The sequence below is a fragment of the Mycobacterium sp. genome, assembly GCF_049683355.1.
Lineage (GTDB): Bacteria > Actinomycetota > Actinomycetes > Mycobacteriales > Mycobacteriaceae > Mycobacterium.
Genome location: NZ_JBAUJB010000196.1, coordinates 1 through 19,598, shown reverse-complemented (window position 1 = coordinate 19,598; position 19,598 = coordinate 1). Strand labels below are relative to the sequence as shown.

At 68.1% G+C, this 19,598-nt stretch carries 19 protein-coding genes and 3 pseudogenes; 15 read left to right on the top strand and 7 right to left on the bottom strand.

The annotated features are described in order from the left end of the window. The first annotated feature begins 144 nt into the window (after positions 1 to 144). The 8 genes from WA944_RS11730 to WA944_RS11695 all read left to right on the top strand — a co-directional run bounded on the left by WA944_RS11730 (position 145) and on the right by WA944_RS11695 (position 8,384). Positions 145 to 849 (top strand): response regulator transcription factor, encoded by a 705-nt coding sequence (locus WA944_RS11730; protein WP_526646972.1) that lies wholly within the window; start codon positions 145 to 147, stop codon positions 847 to 849. Continuing rightward, positions 827 to 2,419: a sensor histidine kinase gene (locus tag WA944_RS11725; protein WP_526373910.1), complete on the top strand. Its 1,593-nt coding sequence runs from the start codon at positions 827 to 829 to the stop codon at positions 2,417 to 2,419. Before WA944_RS11730 ends, WA944_RS11725 begins: the two co-directional genes overlap by 23 nt. A gap of 217 nt (positions 2,420 to 2,636) precedes the next feature. Next, positions 2,637 to 3,569 (top strand): sulfate adenylyltransferase subunit CysD, encoded by a 933-nt coding sequence (cysD, locus tag WA944_RS11720; RefSeq protein WP_526373911.1) that lies wholly within the window; start codon positions 2,637 to 2,639, stop codon positions 3,567 to 3,569. Continuing rightward, entirely contained in the window at positions 3,562 to 5,448 is a 1,887-nt protein-coding gene (gene cysN / locus WA944_RS11715) for a sulfate adenylyltransferase subunit CysN (protein WP_526609926.1), read from the top strand. Before cysD ends, cysN begins: the two co-directional genes overlap by 8 nt. After that, positions 5,445 to 6,188 (top strand): 3'(2'),5'-bisphosphate nucleotidase CysQ, encoded by a 744-nt coding sequence (locus WA944_RS11710; protein ID WP_526609917.1) that lies wholly within the window; start codon positions 5,445 to 5,447, stop codon positions 6,186 to 6,188. Before cysN ends, WA944_RS11710 begins: the two co-directional genes overlap by 4 nt. Positions 6,189 to 6,228: 40 nt before the next feature. Beyond that, positions 6,229 to 6,828, top strand: a complete 600-nt coding sequence (locus WA944_RS11705; protein WP_526370019.1) for a cysteine hydrolase family protein — start codon at positions 6,229 to 6,231, stop codon at positions 6,826 to 6,828. Positions 6,829 to 6,837: 9 nt separating this feature from the next. Continuing rightward, positions 6,838 to 7,314 carry an Rrf2 family transcriptional regulator gene (locus WA944_RS11700; RefSeq protein WP_163893545.1) on the top strand — a complete coding sequence of 159 codons (477 nt, stop codon included), beginning with the start codon at positions 6,838 to 6,840 and terminating at the stop codon, positions 7,312 to 7,314. Positions 7,315 to 7,337: 23 nt separating this feature from the next. Beyond that, the gene (locus WA944_RS11695) at positions 7,338 to 8,384 is read left to right on the top strand and encodes a nitronate monooxygenase (protein ID WP_526609919.1); all 1,047 of its coding nucleotides are present in this window, start codon (positions 7,338 to 7,340) and stop codon (positions 8,382 to 8,384) included. Here the strand turns inward: WA944_RS11695 and WA944_RS11690 are convergent. The 4 genes and pseudogenes from WA944_RS11690 to WA944_RS11675 form a co-directional block, all read right to left on the bottom strand. Continuing rightward, entirely contained in the window at positions 8,381 to 8,905 is a 525-nt protein-coding gene (locus WA944_RS11690; protein ID WP_526370015.1) for a DUF4097 family beta strand repeat-containing protein, read from the bottom strand. The two genes, WA944_RS11695 and WA944_RS11690, sit on opposite strands and share 4 nt — an antisense overlap. Further along, positions 8,902 to 9,264 carry a hypothetical protein gene (locus tag WA944_RS11685; protein WP_526370014.1) on the bottom strand — a complete coding sequence of 121 codons (363 nt, stop codon included), beginning with the start codon at positions 9,262 to 9,264 and terminating at the stop codon, positions 8,902 to 8,904. Before WA944_RS11685 ends, WA944_RS11690 begins: the two co-directional genes overlap by 4 nt. Positions 9,265 to 9,284: 20 nt before the next feature. Next, positions 9,285 to 9,927 (bottom strand): annotated as a pseudogene (locus tag WA944_RS11680) (response regulator transcription factor). Next, the gene (locus WA944_RS11675; protein ID WP_526609928.1) at positions 9,918 to 11,126 is read right to left on the bottom strand and encodes a sensor histidine kinase; all 1,209 of its coding nucleotides are present in this window, start codon (positions 11,124 to 11,126) and stop codon (positions 9,918 to 9,920) included. Before WA944_RS11675 ends, WA944_RS11680 begins: the two are co-directional and overlap by 10 nt. A 249-nt stretch (positions 11,127 to 11,375) precedes the next feature. Here WA944_RS11675 and WA944_RS11670 point away from each other — a divergent pair, with 249 nt between their 5' ends. The 7 genes and pseudogenes from WA944_RS11670 (at position 11,376) to WA944_RS11640 (ending at position 16,932) form a co-directional block, all read left to right on the top strand. Continuing rightward, entirely contained in the window at positions 11,376 to 12,518 is a 1,143-nt protein-coding gene (locus WA944_RS11670) for a TDT family transporter (protein WP_526370012.1), read from the top strand. 69 nt (positions 12,519 to 12,587) lie between these two features. Then, positions 12,588 to 13,466: pseudogene (locus tag WA944_RS11665) on the top strand (LLM class flavin-dependent oxidoreductase). 22 nt (positions 13,467 to 13,488) lie between these two features. Then, positions 13,489 to 14,164: pseudogene (locus WA944_RS11660) on the top strand (DUF899 domain-containing protein). A gap of 47 nt (positions 14,165 to 14,211) precedes the next feature. Beyond that, the gene (locus tag WA944_RS11655; RefSeq protein ID WP_526370010.1) at positions 14,212 to 14,835 is read left to right on the top strand and encodes a TetR/AcrR family transcriptional regulator; all 624 of its coding nucleotides are present in this window, start codon (positions 14,212 to 14,214) and stop codon (positions 14,833 to 14,835) included. Then, complete coding sequence (locus WA944_RS11650; protein ID WP_526370008.1) at positions 14,832 to 15,470, top strand: hypothetical protein; 639 nt, start codon at positions 14,832 to 14,834, stop codon at positions 15,468 to 15,470. The genes WA944_RS11655 and WA944_RS11650 overlap by 4 nt, the downstream gene beginning before the upstream one ends. A 42-nt stretch (positions 15,471 to 15,512) precedes the next feature. After that, positions 15,513 to 15,917 (top strand): DUF1214 domain-containing protein, encoded by a 405-nt coding sequence (locus tag WA944_RS11645; protein WP_526370006.1) that lies wholly within the window; start codon positions 15,513 to 15,515, stop codon positions 15,915 to 15,917. A 124-nt stretch (positions 15,918 to 16,041) separates the two neighbouring features. Further along, positions 16,042 to 16,932, top strand: a complete 891-nt coding sequence (locus tag WA944_RS11640; protein ID WP_526609923.1) for an SDR family NAD(P)-dependent oxidoreductase — start codon at positions 16,042 to 16,044, stop codon at positions 16,930 to 16,932. A gap of 14 nt (positions 16,933 to 16,946) precedes the next feature. Here the strand turns inward: WA944_RS11640 and WA944_RS11635 are convergent, their stop codons facing one another. From WA944_RS11635 to WA944_RS11625, 3 genes are all read right to left on the bottom strand, one after another. Further along, on the bottom strand, positions 16,947 to 17,171 hold the full coding sequence (locus tag WA944_RS11635; RefSeq protein ID WP_526370004.1) for a hypothetical protein: 225 nt from the start codon (positions 17,169 to 17,171) through the stop codon (positions 16,947 to 16,949). 96 nt (positions 17,172 to 17,267) lie between these two features. Next, a complete protein-coding gene (locus tag WA944_RS11630) occupies positions 17,268 to 18,374 on the bottom strand; it encodes an acyl-CoA dehydrogenase family protein (RefSeq protein ID WP_526370002.1) in 1,107 nt (368 codons plus the stop codon). Positions 18,375 to 18,382: 8 nt separating this feature from the next. Next, positions 18,383 to 19,540 (bottom strand): acyl-CoA dehydrogenase family protein, encoded by a 1,158-nt coding sequence (locus tag WA944_RS11625; protein ID WP_526370023.1) that lies wholly within the window; start codon positions 19,538 to 19,540, stop codon positions 18,383 to 18,385. Positions 19,541 to 19,598: the final 58 nt, after the last annotated feature.

Below are 19,598 nucleotides of genomic sequence, written 5' to 3'. Positions count from 1 at the left end.
CTCGGCGTGGCTGATCGGCGCCGAACGCAGGGCGATGTTCACAGCCTGCGCATAGCAGCGGCACAGAGTTCGCATAGCCCCCGGGCACATAATGGGTCAGTGGCCGACACGCCTGTCTCCGACGCCGACGGTGCCCGGGTGGTGATGCGCCGCGCTGACGGCCGTCCCATCCACGTCCTCGTCGTCGACGACGAACCCGTGCTCGCCGAGCTGGTGTCGATGGCGCTGCGCTACGAGGGCTGGGAGATCGTGACCGCCGGCGACGGTGCCACGGCGATCGCACTGGCCAAGGAGACCCCGCCGGACGTGGTCGTACTCGACGTGATGCTGCCCGACATGAGCGGGCTGGAGGTGCTGCGCAAGCTGCGTGAGCAGATCCCGGGCCTGCCGCTGCTGCTGCTCACCGCCAAGGACTCGGTCGAGGATCGGATCGCGGGCCTGACCGCCGGCGGTGACGACTACGTGACCAAACCGTTCAGCCTCGAAGAGGTGGTGCTGCGGCTGCGTGCTCTGCTGCGACGCACCGGCGTGACCACCGAGGGCGGCGGGGCCAAGATCGTCGTCGGAGACCTCGTGCTCGATGAAGACAGCCACGAGGTGACCCGCGCCGGAGACGTCATCTCACTGACCGCGACGGAGTTCGAACTGTTGCGGTTCATGATGCGCAACGCCAAACGGGTGCTGAGCAAGGCGCAGATCCTCGATCGGGTGTGGAGCTACGACTTCGGCGGGCGGTCGAACATCGTCGAGCTGTACGTGTCCTACCTGCGCAAGAAGATCGACAGCGGACGGGAACCGATGATCCACACGTTGCGGGGTGCGGGCTATGTCCTCAAGCCCGCGCGCTGAAACTGCGCGGGCGGGCTGGCACGCTCCGCGCAGCTGGTCGCTGCGGACGCGCCTGCTGGTCACCCAGGTCGTGCTGTTGGCGGCGGTGTGTGCGGGCATCGGCATCGCCACCGAGTTTGCGCTGCAACGCTTCTTGATGAACCAGCTCGACGAGCAGGTGGTGGAGGCCGCCAGACGCTCGGCGATGATCTTCGACTTCGGACGGCCACCACCCGGTATGGGCCCGCCCATGATGCGGCAGCCCGACCTGCCCCGGCCGCCCGGCGCCGCACCACGCGTGGTCATCCGCGACGCCGACGAGATGGGTCCGGCCTTCCTCAACGCACCGGGCCAGGCGATCCGCACGGTCGGCGCGGTCGTGTCCCACGGTTCCGTGCTGGACGCCGGCGTCATCACCGCCGACGGATCCCGCGCCGCGATCTCCCCGGCCGCCGCCCAGCAACTCGCCGAGATTCCCGTCGACATGCGTCCCAGGACGGTCGACATCGAGGGGCTCGGCCGTTATCGGGTGGTGAGCTCGCCCGCTCACCACCCGGGTCAGGCCATCGTCACCGGCCTGCCCACCGCCGACGTCGACGAGACCCTGCTCTGGGTGTTCGTCATCTTCTGTGTGGTCGGCGCCGTCGCCCTACTGGCCGCGGCGACCGCGGGCATCGTCATCGTCCGGCGCCAGCTCGAACCGCTCGCGCGGGTGTCGGCGGCCGCCCAGCAGGTCGCCGATCTGGAGCTGGACCGAGGTGAGGTGCGGTTGCCGACACCGATCGTCAAGGTCGATCCGGCCGCCGCGCACACCGAGATCGGCCAGCTCTCCGGCGCGCTGAACCGGATGCTCGACCGTATCGCCGGGGCGCTGTCGGCGCGCCAGGCCAGCGAGACCCGGGTGCGGCAGTTCGTCGCCGACGCCAGCCATGAGTTGCGTACGCCCCTGGCGGCCATCCGCGGCTATACCGAACTGGCCCAACGCAAGCAGAGTGAGCTGCCCGACGACGTCGCCCACGCGATGAGCCGCGTCGAATCCGAGACCGAGCGGATGACCAACCTCGTCGAGGACCTGCTGCTGCTGGCCCGCCTGGACACCGGACGACCCCTGCAGCGGGATGCCGTCGACCTGACCCGCCTCGTCGTGGACGCGGTCAGCGACGCGCACATCGCCGGACCCGACCACGCGTGGGAGCTGGACCTGCCCGACGAACCGGTGATGGTCGCCGGAGACGAGGCGCGTCTGCACCAGGTGCTGGCCAACCTGCTGGCCAATGCGCGCACTCACACCCCGCCGGGCACCGCTGTCACCACATCGCTGGCCGTCAGCGACCGGGCCGACGTGGTGTTGACCGTCCTGGACGACGGGCCCGGTGTCCCGGCCTGGCTGCAACCCGATGTGTTCGAGCGGTTCGCCCGTGGCGACTCCTCGCGTTCGCGACGTGGCGGCAGCACCGGGCTCGGCCTGGCGATCGCCGATGCGGTGGTGCGGGCACACGGCGGCACGATCGCGGTGCACAGCGTCCCGGGCAGAACGGAATTCACCGTGCGGCTGCCCGGCAATGCACTGCCGGCAACTCCGTCCCGATGAACGTCGGCGGTGCCTAGCGCCTAGACAGCGCGACCCTGAGCACGCCGAGACCCGACTTTTGCAGGCCGTCACTCGCAGTTCTGCTGCAGAGGTCGGATTTGGGCGTGCCTGCGCGACGGCTGCGGACTGCTCGACGTTGACAGCACCCGCGGCAGATCGCTAGATTCCAGGGCATGATTGCTAAGTTGGTCATATCTACCGACTTTATGGAGATGCGATGACGGTCACCGACGACGAGCTCACCCAGAACGCCGGCCGGTACGAACTGAGCCACCTGCGAGCGTTGGAGGCCGAGGCCATCCACATCATCAGGGAGGTGGCCGCTGAGTTCGAGCGGCCGGTCCTGCTGTTCTCAGGTGGCAAGGACTCGATCGTCATGTTGCATCTCGCGATCAAGGCCTTCCGGCCCGGCCGGTTGCCGTTCCCGGTGATGCACGTCGACACCGGCCACAACTTCGACGAGGTGCTGGCCGCCCGTGACGAGCTGGTCGCGGAGTCCGGCGTGCGGCTGGTGGTCGCCAAGGTGCAGGACGACATCGACGCCGGCCGGGTGGTCGAAACCACCCCGTCGCGCAATCCGATGCAGACCTTCACGTTGTTGCGCGCCATCCGCGAGAACAAGTTCGACGCCGCGTTCGGCGGTGCCCGTCGCGACGAGGAGAAGGCCAGGGCCAAGGAGCGGGTCTTCTCCTTCCGCGACGAGTTCGGCCAGTGGGATCCCAAGGCTCAGCGCCCGGAGCTGTGGAACATCTACAACGGTCGTCACCATAAGGGTGAGCACATCAGGGTGTTCCCGTTGTCCAACTGGACCGAGTTCGACATCTGGTCCTACATCGGCGCCGAGAAGATCAAGCTGCCGTCGATCTACTACGCCCATCAGCGCAAGGTGTTCGAGCGTGACGGCATGCTGCTGGCCGTCCACCAGTATCTGCAGCCTCGTGAGGACGAGCCGATCATCGAGAAGACCATGCGGTTCCGCACCGTCGGCGACGTCACCTGCACCGGCTGCGTTGAGTCGACGGCGGCCACCGTCGCCGAGGTCATCGCCGAGACCGCCATCTCGCGGTTGACCGAACGTGGCGCCACCCGCGCAGACGATCGGATCTCCGAGGCGGGCATGGAAGATCGCAAGCGAGAGGGGTATTTCTGATGCCAAGGCGAGCGAAGCGACGGGGGAATTAAACATGGCGACGTTACTTCGCATCGCGACCGCCGGTTCGGTCGACGACGGCAAGTCCACGCTGATCGGCCGGTTGCTCTTCGACTCCAAGGCAGTCATGGAGGACCAGCTCGCGGCTGTCGAGCGCACCTCCAAGGAGCGCGGGCACGACTACACCGACCTGGCGCTGGTGACCGACGGCCTGCGGGCCGAGCGTGAGCAGGGCATCACCATCGATGTCGCCTACCGCTATTTCGCCACGGCCAAGCGGAAATTCATCATCGCCGACACCCCGGGCCACATCCAGTACACCCGCAACATGGTCACCGGAACGTCGACCGCGCAGCTGGCCATCGTGCTTGTCGATGCCCGCCACGGGCTGCTCGAGCAGTCGCGGCGGCATGCATTCCTGGCCTCGTTGCTCGGCATCCAGCATGTCGTGCTGGCAGTCAACAAGATGGATCTGGTCGACTGGGACGAGGAGCGTTTCGAGTCGATCCGCAACGAGTTCCACGACTTCGCCGCGCGCCTGGATGTCCATGACGTGACGACCATCCCGCTGTCGGCGCTCAACGGCGACAACGTGGTCACCAAGTCCGACGTGACACCGTGGTACGAAGGGCCGTCGCTGCTCACTCACCTCGAAGAGGTGTATATCGCCGGCGACCGCAACCTCGTCGACGTCCGGTTCCCGGTGCAGTACGTGATCCGCCCGCAGACCCGGGATCACCATGATCACCGCAGCTACGCGGGCACGCTGGCCAGCGGGGTGATGCGGGTCGGTGACGAGGTCGTGGTGCTGCCCACCGGCAAGACGACCAACATCGCCTCGATCGAAAGCCCGGGCGGCCCAATCGAAGAGGCGTTCCCGCCGATGGCGGTGTCGGTCAGCCTGACCGACGACATCGACATCTCTCGCGGTGACCTGATCGCGCGTCCGAACAATCAGCCCAGGGTTTCGCAGGACTTCGACGCCACCGTGTGCTGGATGGCCGACGGCGCGTCGCTGGAACCCGGCCGCGACTACCTGATCAAGCACAACACCCGCACCACCCGGGTCAAGGTGACGGGTCTGGACTACCGCCTCGATGTCAACACCCTGCATCGCGACAAGTCGGCGACAGCGCTCAAACTCAATGAGCTGGGCCGGGTTTCGCTGCGCACCCAGGTGCCGCTGCTGCTCGACGAGTACAGCCGCAACGCGACCACCGGCTCGTTCATCCTGATCGACCCGAACACCAATGGGACCGTGGCCGCGGGCATGGTGCTGCGCGACGGCACGGTACGCACTGCCAGCCCGAACACGGTCCGCCACGAGTCGCTGTGCACCGCCGAGGACCGGCTGACCAAGGGGCGCACGGTGTGGTTCACCGGCCTGTCCGGCTCGGGCAAGTCCTCGGTGGCCATGCTCGTCGAGCAGAAATTGCTCGAAAAGGGGATTCCCGCTTACGTTCTCGACGGCGACAACCTGCGTCACGGTCTCAACGCGGACCTCGGCTTCTCGATGGCCGACCGGTCGGAGAACCTCCGCAGGTTGGCGCACGTGGCCGCGATCCTCGCCGACTCCGGTCAGGTGGTGCTGGTACCGGCGATCAGCCCGCTGGCCGAGCACCGTGAGCTGGCGCGCACGGTGGCCACCGAAGCCGGTGTCGACTTCTACGAGGTGTTCTGCGACACGCCGCTGGAGGATTGCGAGAGGCGCGACCCGAAGGGGTTGTACGCCAAGGCGCGTGCCGGTGAGATCACCCACTTCACCGGTGTCGACAGTCCGTATCAGCGGCCGAAGAGCCCGGATCTGCGGCTCACCCCGGACCGCACCCCCGACGAGCTGGCGGTCGCGGTGATCGAGATGCTCGAGGGCCGGGCGTGACCGACCACGAGCTCGCCGCCCGGCTGGCCACCGAGGCCGGTGCGCTACTGCTCGATGTCCGGCAGGAACTGGCGGAAGCCACCGCCGAGGAGAGGAAGGCGGCGGGGGACAAGCGCTCGCATGACTTCCTGATGGCGGCGCTGGCTGACGAGCGACCCGATGACGCGGTGCTCTCCGAAGAGGGTGTCGACGATCCGGTGCGGCTCGGCGCCGAACGGGTCTGGATCGTCGACCCGCTCGACGGTACCCGGGAGTTCTCCGAGCTCGGCCTGACAGACTGGGCGGTGCACGTGGCGCTCTGGCAGCGCCACGGCGACGGCGGCGAACTGATCGCCGGCGCGGTCGCACTGCCGGCGCAGGACATCACGCTGGCCACCCCGACGGTGGCCGGCCCGCCGCCGGCCCCCGCGGTGCCGCGGATCGTGGTCTCGCGGACCCGCCCACCCGCCGTCGCGCTCGAGGTTCGTGAGGCGCTCGGCGGCATGCTCGTCGAGATGGGTTCGGCCGGAGCAAAAGTGGCGTCCGTGGTGCAGGGGCTCTCGGATGTCTACGTCCATGCCGGTGGGCAGTACGAGTGGGACTCCGCGGCACCGGTGGCCGTGGCCCGGGCCGCTGGGCTGCACACCTCGCGGATCGACGGTTCCACGCTGCGGTACAACCAGCGGGACTCGAAACTTCCCGACCTGATCGTGTGCCGTCCCGAACTCGCCGACGCGGTGCTGGCGGTCACCGCCCGCTGAACCGCCGAATCCTGCCGGTGGTCACCAGTAGGCTGGGACCGTGTCTGATCCCAATACTCTGCGCGCGATGGCAGGCCTGCCGCTCGCCCCGGTCAGCCTGGCCGATTCGGCGCTCATCCTGATCGACTGCCAGAACACCTACACCCACGGGGTGATGGAACTCGAGGGGGTCCAACCGGCCCTCGACGAAGCCGCGGCCCTGCTCGAGCGGGCGCGTACGGCAGGTATCCCCGTCATCCACATCCAGCACGACGACGGGCCCGGCTCGCTCTACGATGTCGACGGCGAGAGCGGAGCGATCGTCGCGCAGGTGGCGCCGCGGGACGCAGAACCGGTAGTCATCAAAAACTATCCGAATTCGTTCGTCAAGACCGAGCTCGACGGACTGCTCAAGACGGTCGACGCGTCGCACCTGGTCCTGGCCGGATTCATGACGCACATGTGTGTGAACTCCACCGCCCGCGGCGCGTTCAACCTGGGCTACGCGCCGACGGTCGTGTCCGGTGCCACCGCGACTCGGGCGCTGCCCGGCCTCGAGGGCGATCCCGTCCCGGCGTCGGCGATGCAGGCGGCCAGCCTGGCGGCGCTGGCCGACCTGTTTGCCGTGGTGGTTGCGGGATCGGCGGACATACCCGACTAGCCTGGGCCTATGCGGATGTCGGCCAAGGCGGAATATGCCGTCCGGGCCATGGTCCAGCTGGCCACGGTCGGCGACGGCACCGTCGTCAAGACCGACGACCTGGCCAAGGCCCAGGGGATCCCGCCGCAGTTCCTTGTCGACATCCTGTCCGACCTGCGCACCGATCGTCTGGTGCGGAGCCATCGCGGCAGGGAGGGCGGCTACGAGCTCGCCCGGCCGGCCGGCGACATCAGCATCGCCGACGTGCTGCGGTGCATCGACGGGCCGCTGGCCAGCGTCCGTGACATCGGCCTGGGTGACCTGCCGTACTCCGGTCCCACAGCGGCGCTGACGGACGTGTGGCGAGCCCTGCGGGCGAGCATGCGTTCGGTACTGGAACAGACCAGCCTCGCCGATGTCGTCGCCGGTGCACTACCCGAACACGTGTGCGTCCTGGCTGACGACTACCGAAGCCAGGAAGAGGCGCGGGGGCACTCGGTCGGTTAGTCATGGCTTCCAAGGAGGGTGCGATGTTCGACGTTCGCGATCTTGCGGTGCCGGTTCTGATCGCCCCGATGGCGGGCGGACCGTCCACTCCGGAGTTGGCCGGGGCGGGTGCCGATGCGGGCGGGTTGGGGTTCGTGCCCGCAGGATATCTGACAGCGGAGGTGTTCGCCGAGCGACTGGAGGCCGCGGGACGACTGACCACCGGGCCGGTCGGTGCCAATCTGTTCGTGCCTCAGCCCAGTGCGGCCACCCCCGCGGCCATCGGCGCGTACGCCGATTCGTTGGCCGCCGAGGCGCAGCGCTACGGCGTCAGCCTGGGCGAGCCGCGCTTCGATGACGACAGCTGGGCCGCCAAGATCGAGGTACTGCTGCAGTTGCGGCCGGCGGTGGTGTCGTTCACCTTCGGGCTGCCGAGCGCCGAAGAACGGCGGCGACTCACCGATGCCGGTATCGGCACCATCGGCACCGTGACCACCATGACCGAGGCGAGGCTCGCCGCGGAGTGCGGCGTCGACGCCGTCGTCGCGCAGGGTCCCTCGGCGGGTGGGCACCGCGGCACGTTCGACGCGACTGCGGCACCGTCGGACGAGACGCTCGACGTGCTGGTGGCCAGGATCGTCGCGGATCTCGACATCCCTGTCATCGCCGCCGGCGGGCTGATGGGCGCCGGCGACGTTCGCCGGGTGCTGCAGGCGGGAGCGGTGGCCGCCCAGCTGGGCACCGCATTCCTGCTCGCCGACGAAGCCGGCAGCAGTGCGGTGCACCGCGCGGCGCTGCGGGACTCCCAGTTCACCGAAACCGTTGTCACACGGTCATTTTCCGGCCGCTACGCGCGCGGTTTGCGCAACCGGTTCGTCGAGGAGCACGAACCCCTGGCACCGTTCGGGTATCCCGAGGTTCACTACCTGACCAGTCCGGTGCGGGCAGCGGCGGTGCGTGCCGGGGATCCGCAGGCGGTCAACGTGTGGGCGGGCACGGGATATCGGCAGGCCGAATCCGCGCCCGTCGCCTCGATCATCGAGAAGCTGACCATCGGGCTCGCGGCGGCGCCGCCCGACGCCGGCGACTAACGCAGCTCCTCCACGATCACGTCGCCGGTGTCCGAGCGGACCGTCACCACCGACGCCGCATTCTGCGGGTCCCGGGTCTGCGGGACTCGCACCGCCGTGGTGCCCCAGCGCTGCCCGGTCGTCGCATCGACGCTGTAGGGGCCCGGCCTCGGCAGCGCGAGAACGATGTCCCCGGTGGCCGATTCGGCGTCGATCGTCTCTGGTGCCGCAGTGAAGTCGACGCTGACGTCCCCGTCGCGGGTCACCACCCGGAACGAGTCGGACACCTCGATGGGTTCGCGGGTGTGGACGTCGCCGTTCTCGTTCGTGATGTCGATGTGGTTGGCCGAGCCACTGAGAACGACAGCCCCTTCGCCGGTCCGCGAGATCAATTGGTCGACATCGGCCTGGGCGAGCACCGGGCCCATCTGCTGCTGGGTGGTCACCGTCATGCGGCGCGCGACCTCGGGCGGCAGCACCAGGGTGATCTCCGATGCTCTTCCCCAATCCAGGATCGGTGAGTCCTCGGCGTCGATCGTCACCCGCGCGGTGAGTTCATCGGTGTTGACCGACAGTGGACCGAGCCCGCACGGGTGGAGTTCACCATTCGCATGTCCACTCTGGGCCCGCGCGCCTCGCGGTCACTGGTGATGCGGATCGCCACCGGAACAGAACCGGTGTCGATCGCCACGGAGCGCAGCGTGGCCGGCAGCGCCGAGGAGTCGGTGACGACCCGGAAGGTGCTCACCCCCCAGGCGAGCGTGGACAGCGTGACGACCAGTCCGATGACGAGAACCGCGGCGGCGATCATCAACACGGCTCGGACAGCGGTGCGTCCGCCGGGGGAGAGCGGCGGGGGAGGTGATGTCGGTTCGGGTGGTGGAGCGAGGGTGGTCGTCACGTCAGAGTCCTTTCACTGCTTCAGGATTCGAGGTACCGCAGCACCGCGAGGACGCGGCGGTTTTCGCTCTCGTCGGGTGCGAGGTCCAGCTTGGTGAAGATCGAGGCGATGTGCTTTTCCGCCGAGCCCACCGACATGTGCAGTGCCATCGCGATGGCGGAGTTGGTCCTGCCCTCGGCCATCAACTGCAGGACCTCACGCTCACGCGGTCAGCGCGTCAAGGGTGTTGTTGCGGTGCGAGCGGACCAGGATCTGGGAGACGACTTCGGGGTCGAGCACGGTGCCGCCGGCGCCTACGACCGCCACGGCATCGAGGAACGCGGGGACATCGGCCACCCGGTCTTTCAGGAGGTATCCGAACCCTTTCGTGTCCGAGGCGATCAGCTCTGCGGCGTAGCGCTCCTCGACGTAGTGGGACAACACCAGCACCGGTGACTCCGGGTTCTGGCTGCGGAGCAGGGCGGCGGCCCTGATCCCTTCGTCGGTGAACGTCGGCGGCATTCGCACGTCGAGGATCGCCAGGTCGGTCCGTTCCTCGTTGACCAGGCGCAGCAGGTCGGTCGCGTCGGGGACCCCGGCGACCACGTGGTGCCCGGCGTCGGTCAGAATCCGTTCGATACCGGCGCGCAGCAGCGCGGAGTCCTCGGCGATCACTATGCGCATGGCAGCACCGCGGTGACGACGGTGGGTCCGGTGACCGGGCTGGCCACCGAGAACGTGCCGCGGGCCGCGCGCACCCGTTCGTCGAGGCCCCGCAGCCCGGTCGCATTCTCGTCGTCGGTGATCCACGCGCCTCCACGGCCGTCGTCGAACACCTTGACGTACAACCGGTTCGCGGCTTCGTCGAGGCGCACGGTCACCGCCGCATGGGAAGCGCCGGAATGTCGGGTGACATTGGTCAGGGCCTCGGCGACGACGAAGTAGGCGCACGCCTCGACTTCATCCGGTAGCCGGCGCGGCAGATGCACGCTCAGCGTCGTCGGGACACCCGCATTCGTCGCGCGCTGGACCACCGCCGACAGCGCGGCGTCCAGACCGCGGTCGGACAGGATGGTCGGGGCGATACCGCGAACCACGTTGCGGAGTTCCACCAGAGCGCTCTTCGCGTCGTCGTGCGCTTCGGCGATCAATGCCTTGGCCGCGGGTGGATCGGTGTCGAGCTTGGTCTGGGCCAGACGGATCGTCATCGCCAGCGACACCAGCCGCGGCTGCACGCTGTCGTGCAGATCGCGTTCGATGCGATGCCGTTCGGTCTGCGCTGACGTCACCGCGCCCTGCCGCGCGTCGGCGAGCGCACTGACCTGATGTTGCAGCGCGGCCGTCGGTGACGGGGACAGCAGCCAGCGGTCGATCGTCGCGTCCAGCGCCGGCGCGAACACCAGCAGCACGACCGCCGCGGCGAGCGCCACCACCGCCAACAGCCGGGCCAGCGGAGCGGGAACGAATGCCAGGCCGGCATCGGCGTCGCTGTTGTCGATGGCGATCGCGGCGGCCGGAGCGAGGAAGGCGAACACCAGCAGCGCCAGAGCCAGCCCGGTGACCAGGATGTCGTAGATCATCCGCAGGTAGTGGTGGGCCACTGCCTTCCAAAACCGGGTGCTGCTCAGGTCCAGCCACAGCTGGTGGGCCCATCGTTGGAAGCCGGTGTGCGGCGACAGCCGCCGTGGCGGAACCCCGATGCCCATGCCGAACACGGCTTCGCTGCGCACCCGCTCGATCTGATCGACGCCACGCATCAGGTAGATGAAGACCACGCCGGCGACGACGAAGCCGATGATGCTGGGGATCGAGGAGATGCCGATGACGACGATCCCCAACGGGATCCAGAACCAGACCGAGCCGAGCGCGCCGCCGGTGATCATCGATGCGGTCGGTACCAGGCCGAGGGCGCGGGGCCGTGGTGGCTCGGCCACGGTCGGCTCGTGCGGGACGGCGGGACGGCGGGACCGGGGGCGGTGACTGCGTCCATGTCAGCAATAGCGGCCATGGACTCCAACCGATGGACCTGCCCGCGGCAGCGACACAGCGTTTTCCTCAGATTCCGGCGAGGGATAACCCCCCTGCTGCCAAGTGCCCTCGATCGTGCGGGTGCTACCGCCATACTTGCCTGCATGACCGGCGAGATGACCAGGGACCGGCCCACCCCACTCAGTTACCTCGGGCCGAACTGGTTCGCGTCGGTGATGGGCACGGGCATCGTGGCCACGGCAGGCGCGACGCTGCCGGTGCACGTCCCCGGCCTGCGGACTTTCGCGCTGGGGGTGTGGGTGGCCTCGGCGTTGTGGCTGGTGCTGCTCATCCTCGCGATGATCGCCCACTGGGTGCGCAACCCCACCGTGGCGCGCAGCCACGTCCGTAACCCGCAGATGGCGCACTTCTACGGGGCTGCTCCGATGGCGCTGCTCACCGTCGGCGCCGGGGCACTGCTGGTGGGCAGGGACCTGATCGGCGAACGCGCGGCAGTGGACCTGGCCTGGGTGTTGTGGACCGCAGGGACTCTCGGCGGGCTGTTCACCGCGATGAGCATCCCCTTTATGATGTTCACGCAGTACCGGGTCGAACCCGATGCCGCGTTCGGCGGATGGCTGATGCCGGTTGTACCGCCCATGGTGTCCGCCGCGACGGGCGCGATGCTGATCCCGCACATGGCGCCGGGGACGGGCCGCACCACGATGTTCTACGGCTGCTACGCGATGTTCGGGCTGTCGCTGGTGGCGTCGCTGATCATCATCACGATCATCTGGAGCCGGCTGGCGCACTTCGGCACCTCCGGTACCGCGCGGGTGCCCACGCTGTGGATCGTCCTGGGCCCGCTGGGCCAATCGATCACCGTGGCAGGCCTTCTGGCCACCGACGCGGCGCTGGCCGTCGACCAGCAGGTCGCCGACGGGATGAGCGTGTTCGCGATCCTCTACGGCGTTCCGGTGTGGGGTTTTGCCGTGCTGTGGATCGGGTTGGCCACCTCGCTGACCGTGCGCACGCTGCGCCGGGGTATGCCGTTTGCGCTGACGTGGTGGAGCCTGACGTTCCCGGTCGGCACCTTCGTCACCGGCACGACGCAGCTGGCCGTGCACACCGAGCTGCCGGTGTTCCGGGTCGCCGCCGCCGTCGCCTACATCGGGTTGTTGGCCACCTGGTGTCTGGTGGCGGTGCGGACGTTCGGCGGGGGGCTGCGGGGCGGGCTGTTCGCGCCTCCGGGAACCGATCCGATCCGCGCGCAGAAGGATCCGCCCGCCACGGATCCGGCGCGCTGACGACCCACCACCGTCGGTAGCCGCGCCGGATTCGCCCGGCATGTCAGAATCGCCGACGTGCGTATCGGGATGACCCTGCCGGTGATGGAGCCCAACCTCGATGCGGTGACGCTGAAAGCGTGGGCGCACCTCGTGGACAGCGGACCGTTCTCGTCGCTGTGCTGGGGCGAGCGGATGGCGTTCGACAATCCGGAGAGCCTCACGCTGCTCGGGGCGGTGGCGGCCTGGACCGACCGGGTGCAGCTGGTGACCACGGTGCTGATCCCGCAGCTGCACGACCCCGTGATGCTGGCCAAGGCGCTGGCCACCACGGACATGCTCAGCGACGGCCGACTCACCGTCGGCCTCGGTGTGGGCGGTCGGCACGAGGACTACCGCGCCGCCGGGGCCGACCCGGCGACCCAGACGATGCGCGAGATGGCCGAGCGGGTGGCGGTGATGAGACGCGTGTGGTCCGGCGAGAAGGTGACTGAGTCGACGTTGCCGGTGGGGCCGCCGCCTGTGCAGGCGGGGGCCGAAGCTGCTGGTGGGCACGATGGGACCGAAGACGATGCGCCACGCCGCCGGCTGGGCCGACGGGCTCGCCGGAACCACCCTGGATCTGGACGTCGACAAGCAGAACGAGTTGTTCGACGTGGCACGCGACGCGTGGCAGCACGCAGGCAGGACCGCACCGCACCTGGCGACGTCGTTCTGGTTCGCGGTCGGTGACGGCGACGAGCCTCGCGCCCAGGTCCACCGCCACCTGCAGCGCTACATGAACTGGATCCCCGCCGAGATCGTGGACGCGATGGCTCCGACCACCGGCTGGGCGGGACCGCGGAACAGCTGCACGCGGTCCTGCAGCGGTTCGCCGACATCGGCACCGACGAGGTGCACCTGATCCCGACGAGCTCGGACATCGACCAGGTGCGTCAGGTCGCCGAGGTGGTCGGCGACTTCGGCTGAGGCCTGGTGGCATGCTCGGGGGATGGGGACCGCCGAAGCCATGCCACCGATCGTCTCGCGCGCCGAGTGGGACCTTGCCCGCGTTGAACTGCTCGTCCGGGAAAAGGAACTGATCAGACTCAAGGACTCGGTCAGCGCCGCCCGCCGTCGGCTACCGATGGTGGCGATCGAGACGCCGTATGAGTTCGACACCGAATCCGGGCCGTGGTCGTTGCTCGAGCTGTTCGACGGTCGTAGCCAGCTGATCATGCAGCACTTCATGTTCGGCTCGGACTGGGACGAGGGTTGTTCGGGCTGCTCGATGATGGCCGATCACATCGGCCCGTTGTCACACCTCTACGCCAAGGACACGTCGCTGGTCCTGGTGTCGCGGGCACCCGGTGGGCAAGCTGGTGGCGTTCAAGGACCGCATGGGATGGGACCTGCCGTGGGTGTCGTCGGGGCGGTCGTCGTTCAACGAGGATTTCCACACCACGGTCGACGGCGAGGAGCGCCACTCGATCAGCGTGTTCCTGCGCGACGGGGACCGGGTGTTCCACACCTGGCAGACGTTCGACCGCGGCGAGGAGCCGTTCATGGTGGTGTTCGACCTGCTCGACCTCACGCCCTACGGCCGGCAGGAGAGCTGGGAGGACTCGCCCGAGGGCTGGCCCCAACAGCCGCCCTACGAGTGGATGCGTCTGCACGACGCCTACTGAGCCGCGACCTTTGCATTATTTACGTTACGTAGTGTAATGATAGTCGGGTGTCCGTCGAGGGATCGGGAGTTCGGGGTCGTCCCCGTGATCCGCGTGCCGACCGGGACATCATGGCCGCCACCCGCGAACTGCTCGCCGCCGACGGATACGAACAGATCAGCATCGAGTCGATCGCCAAGGCGGCCGGTGTCAGCAGACCGACCGTGTACCGGCGGTGGCCGTCGAAGGCCCACCTGGTCTTCGACGCAGCGTTCGGCCATCCGGGAGACGACGAACTTCCGGCGCGATCGGGCGATTTCGACACCGACCTGCGCACCTTCGTCTGCGCTGCGCTGACCTTCTGGCGGGACCCCGTGGTGGAGGCCGCCGCGCTCGGCATCCTGGCCGAACGGCGGCGCGACCCCGAGTTGCACATCCGCACACAGCAACTGCTCGACGAACGGACGGTCGCGCACTTCCGGTCCCTGGTGCGCAGCGGCATCGAGCAGGGTGTCGTCGACCCGGCAGTCGACGTCGATGCCTTCTACCAGCTGGTGATCGGCACGACCTTCTACCAGGCGCAGGTGGTCATGGACGCTGGGTCGAACACCACGCAACTCGCAGAACGACTGTGCTCCTTGGTGATCCAGGGGGTCCACGCAGTCCCGAACCGGAAGAAGGCAAAGCGATGACCGAGACGACAGAGCTGTCGCGGGCATTCAACGAACTGCTCGATGAGGTCCGCGCCATCGAGCAGAAGGCGCTGTCCACGCAGCCGGCGCTGGACGAACCCGACCTGCTCGATGCCTATCGGCTGACGTTCAGCCTGCTGCGTGTCACCGTCGACGCCTACGTGTGGGGAGACCGGGACAACCCGATTCTGGTCGACGTCATCGACCCGTATCTGAAATGGGGTGGCGACAACTCCGACGCCCACTACCAGCTCGCCCCGCTGGACCCGAACCGGACCTACCGGGTCACCGGAAACCGGGGCGACGCCGTCTATCTGTCCATGACCGTCTACGGGGGCCCCGGCAACGGTCAGTACAGCAACCGGATCGTCGGGACGATGAACGACCGCAACCTGGAGTTCGACAGTGCCGGCAACTTCGAGTTCATGCTCGGCCCGCAGCCCGGGGACGGGGCGTGGCTCCAGCTCGATCCGGACGCCGAGTTCGCGCTCACCCGCGACTACCTCAACGAACCGGCAACCGGCCGCCGCCCGGTGTGGAAGCTCGAGGCCGTCGACCCGCCCGCCCGCCGCCGCGACAGCGCCGAGGACCTCACCCGCACGCTGCAGTCCGCCAGAACGTGGCTGCGGGAATAGGTCTCTTTCCTACCGACCCGGATCGACCCACCCAACGAGATCATGGAACCGTTCCCGGTGCCCGAGAACGCCTACGGCTGGTCGGCCGCCGACGCCGCCTACGCGATGGGCGCCTTCGAGTTGGCGCCCGATCAGGCCCTGGTGGTGACCGGCACTTCACCGGACTGTGTGTTCTGGAACCTGTGCCTGTGGAATCCCTTCCTGCACACCTACGATCACACCTACGAACGTGTCACGATCAACGGCTCCAAGGTCACCTACGAACCGGACGGGTCGTGGAAGATCGTGATCAGTGACCGGGATCCGGGCCATCCCAACTGGGTGTCCACCGCGGGACGGCGCAAGGGTCTGATCTGGCTGCGCTGGTTTCTGTCGGAGGAAACACCGAGTCGGCCGCAGTGCCGTGTCGTCGGCCTGGCGGAACTCACCGAAGCGGTGAGCGGGTGAGCACCGATACTGCGCGGCCTGCGCCGGTTCGGCTCACCGATCTGGACCTGAGTTGTTGTCATTTCTCGGTAGACAACCAGCCGGGATGTGTCATGTCAACGATCTCACCGGCTAATCTCGCTGCGTGACTACGGACTGGTCGTCGAGCCGGCTCGGCAATCTCAGCGGCAAGCGCATCATCGTGACGGGTGCGACCAACGGCGTAGGACTGGCGACGGCACGCGCTCTCGCCAGTGCCGGCGCCCACGTGATCCTGGCGGTTCGCAACCTGGACCTGGGTGCGCAGCGCGCCGCCGAGATGGGCGGCGACACCGAGGTGGTGAAACTCGACCTCGCCGACCAGTCGTCGGTGCGCGCTTTCCCCGGCCTGTTCGACGGCGACGTCGACATCCTGATCAACAACGCCGGGTTGGTCGCGCAGACCCGGGCCGAGACCGTCGACGGTTTCGAGGTCACCCTCGGCACCAACTTCCTCGGCCCGTTCGCGTTGACCAACCTGCTGTTCGACCGGGTGGGTTCGCAGATCATCAACGTCGGGTCCGACGCCCACAAGCGGGCGCACCTCGCGCTCGACGACCCGCACCTGCGCACCCGGGAATGGTCGTCGTTTCCGGCCTATGCCCGGTCGAAACTGGCGGTGATGCTGTGGGGTTTGGAGCTCGACCGGCGGCTGCGCGAGGCGGGGTCACCGGTGACCGCCCAGCTGACCCACCCGGGGTGGGTGTCGTCCAACCTGACCAACATCTCCGACACCCGGGTGATGTCGGCCGTGCACTCGGCCGCCCAGGCCGTCGCCAACAAGATCGGCAACGACATCGACGCCGGCGCAGCACCCACGCTGTACTGCATCTCGGAGCCGATTCCGCCGGGCAGCTACGTGGGCATCAACGGCAGGTTCGGGTTCAAGGGCGGCCCGACTCTGAGCGGGCGCACCCCGAACGCGTGCGACTACGACACGGCCAGGGCGCTCTGGGAGTTCGCCGAGGCTGAAACCGGCACCACGCTGCGCCTTTAGTTAGGCGGTGGGGGCTACTTGACCCACTTCCACGGCTTGTCCCAGTGCCCCGGCGGCACGCCGACGATCTGACCGAGGTGACCGGGCGGGACGTTGACGATTTGTCCGACGTGGCCCGGGGGCGGCGGCTTCGGTGCCCACCAACGGTCGTCTGCGGCGGCGGTGCCTGCGAACCCCAGGCCGGCCGATCCGAGACCTGCGGTGATCGCGGCGGCGGCAAGAACTCTCTTCACCTGCATCGTGCACTCCTTCTGCCTGATATCTGGATGCTCGTTGCGGTCCTACATCCGTTCTATCGCATCCGCCGCGGCAGGCGTTAACGCCCGGACATCGCCTCAGACGGTGACGACTTCATAGTCCCCGAGTTTACCCATCAGCACGTGCAGCTGGTCCTGCGACGATCCGAGCGTGTGCTCGATCGCGGTGAGGCGCGCGGCGTAGTGCCCGACGGGGTATTCGGCGGTCACCCCGATACCGCCGTGCAACTGGATGGCCTCCTGGCTGATGTGGCGCCCGGAGCGGCCGATCTGCAGCTTGGCCCGTGCCGCGATGGTCTCGTCGAGATCAGCGTCCGCGATCGACATCGCCGCGTACAACGTCATGCTGCGGGCGAGCTCGAGGGAGACGTACATGTCGGCGGCGCGATGGGTGAGGGTCTGGAACTTGCTCAGCGTGACACCGAACTGCTTGCGCTGGGTCAGGTACTCCGTCGTCAGGCGCAGGGCTTCCTCCATCGCGCCGAGCGCTTCGGCGCACAGTGCCGACGAGATCCGCACCATCGCGCGGCCGATGGCGGCGCCGGCGTCGGCCGGCTCGCCGAGGGGTTCGGCGGCGACGTTGTCGAGGTCGATCTGCGCGCCACGCTGACCGTCGAAGGTGCGGTACGGCTGCCGCTTCACGGCCGCAGCATCGACCAGGAACAACCCGGTGCCGCCGTCGGGCAGGGCGGCGCTGACCACCAGGGTGTCAGCACAGTCCCCGGCCAGCACCGGGTTCTTGCGCCCGCTGAGCGTCCACGAATCGCCTTCGCGGGCAGCGCTTGTCGTCAGTGTCCCGGTGGGCAGCCGCATTCCGGGTTCCGAATGGGCGAACGCCAGCAGCCGCTCGCCCGCGGCGACCTCGTCGAGCAGGGCGCGCTGTTGCGCGGTGCCCACGTCGGCGATCAGGCTGCCCGGGCCCAGCGCCGCGTGCACCACCGGCTCGGGCGCCAGGCGTCGACCGATCTCGTTGGCCACCACCAGAACCTCGATCTGACCGCCCGCGTCCTCCTCGAATCCCAGTCCGAGGATGCCGATCTCGGCCAGCTGGGTCCACACGGCGCGGCTCCAGCCCAGGTCGCTGTCGAGGACCTTGAGCCTGCTCTCGGGGTCGTAGGTGCGCGACAGCACATTCCTGGTGGTGTCGCGCAGCATGGCCTGCTCTTCACTGAGTTGAAAGTCCATGGTTTACCTCACAATCCGAGAATGGTCGACGCGATGATGGTGCGCTGCACTTCGTTGCTGCCGCCGTAGATCGAGGTCTTGCGGTAGTTCAGGTAGCGCGGCGCGCTGTGTTGCGCCCACTGCGGGGAGGCGACGCCGTCGGCGTCGTAGGGCAACGCGTCAGGTCCGGCGACCTCCAACAGCAACTCGGTCGCCAGCTGCTGCAGCTGGCTGCCGCGCAGCTTCAGCACCGACGACGCGGGGTTCGCCTTGCCGCCCTGTGAGCCCGAGGCGACCCGCATCTGGGTCAGTTCCAGCGCCAGGATGTCGTTCTCGGCCTCTGCCAGTCGTGCGGCGAACAGCGGGTCGTCGATCAGGCCGGTCGACTGTGCCCGCTGTTTGATCTCGGCGAGGCGGAGCTTGGTGCGGCCCACCTGGGCGATGCCGTTGCGCTCATTGCCCAGCAGGAACTTCGCGTAGGTCCAGCCCTGATTCTCTTCGCCGACGAGTTGGTCGGCGGGCACCCGGACGTCTTCGAAGAAGACCTCGTTGACCTCAGAGCTGCCGTCGATCAGTTTGATCGGCCGCAACGTGATGCCCGGAGCGTTCATGTCGATGAGCAGGAACGAGATGCCCGCCTGCTTCTTCGGTGCATGGGGGTCTGTGCGGACCAGGCAGAAGATCCAGTCGGCGTACTGACCCAGCGTCGTCCACGTCTTCTGGCCGTTGACGACGTAGCTGTCGCCGTCGCGCAACGCCGTGGTCCGCAGCGAGGCCAGGTCCGAGCCGGCCTCGGGCTCGGAGAATCCCTGGCACCACCAGATGTCCAGCGCGGCGGTGGGCGGCAGGAAGCGTTCCTTGACCTCCTGGGAGCCGAACTCGGCGATCACCGGTCCCACCATGTTCGCGTTGAAGGTCAGCGGTTCGGGGACGCTGGCCAGTTGCATCTCGTCGAGCCAGATCTGCTGCTGGGTCGCGGTCCAGTCCTTGCCGCCCCATTCGACCGGCCAGTTGGGTACCGCCAGGCCGTTGTCGTTGAGGATCTTGTGGGTGGTGACGATGTCCTCGCGATTGGCCTCCGCGCCGATGCGGGTCCGCTCGCGGATCTCGGCCGGGATCTCGGTGCGATAGAAGTTGCGAAGCTCGTCGCGGAAGGCGGCTTCCTCGGGTGTCAGCGCCAACTGCATGGCAGCCTCCTGCTCGGGATGGGGTCTCCTTGCAGACTAACCACCTGGTTGGTCGGTA

Coding starts and splice junctions, on each gene's coding strand:
- WA944_RS11730 (WP_526646972.1), top strand. CDS start 145: ATGCGCCGCGCTGACGGCCGTCCCATCCACGTCCTCGTCGTCGACGAC.
- WA944_RS11725 (WP_526373910.1), top strand. CDS start 827: ATGTCCTCAAGCCCGCGCGCTGAAACTGCGCGGGCGGGCTGGCACGCT.
- cysD (WP_526373911.1), top strand. CDS start 2,637: ATGACGGTCACCGACGACGAGCTCACCCAGAACGCCGGCCGGTACGAA.
- WA944_RS11700 (WP_163893545.1), top strand. CDS start 6,838: ATGCGGATGTCGGCCAAGGCGGAATATGCCGTCCGGGCCATGGTCCAG.
- WA944_RS11695 (WP_526609919.1), top strand. CDS start 7,338: ATGTTCGACGTTCGCGATCTTGCGGTGCCGGTTCTGATCGCCCCGATG.
- WA944_RS11675 (WP_526609928.1), bottom strand. CDS start 11,126: ATGATCACCGGCGGCGCGCTCGGCTCGGTCTGGTTCTGGATCCCGTTG.
- WA944_RS11670 (WP_526370012.1), top strand. CDS start 11,376: ATGACCGGCGAGATGACCAGGGACCGGCCCACCCCACTCAGTTACCTC.
- WA944_RS11650 (WP_526370008.1), top strand. CDS start 14,832: ATGACCGAGACGACAGAGCTGTCGCGGGCATTCAACGAACTGCTCGAT.
- WA944_RS11645 (WP_526370006.1), top strand. CDS start 15,513: ATGGAACCGTTCCCGGTGCCCGAGAACGCCTACGGCTGGTCGGCCGCC.
- WA944_RS11635 (WP_526370004.1), bottom strand. CDS start 17,171: ATGCAGGTGAAGAGAGTTCTTGCCGCCGCCGCGATCACCGCAGGTCTC.
- WA944_RS11630 (WP_526370002.1), bottom strand. CDS start 18,374: ATGGACTTTCAACTCAGTGAAGAGCAGGCCATGCTGCGCGACACCACC.
- WA944_RS11625 (WP_526370023.1), bottom strand. CDS start 19,540: ATGCAGTTGGCGCTGACACCCGAGGAAGCCGCCTTCCGCGACGAGCTT.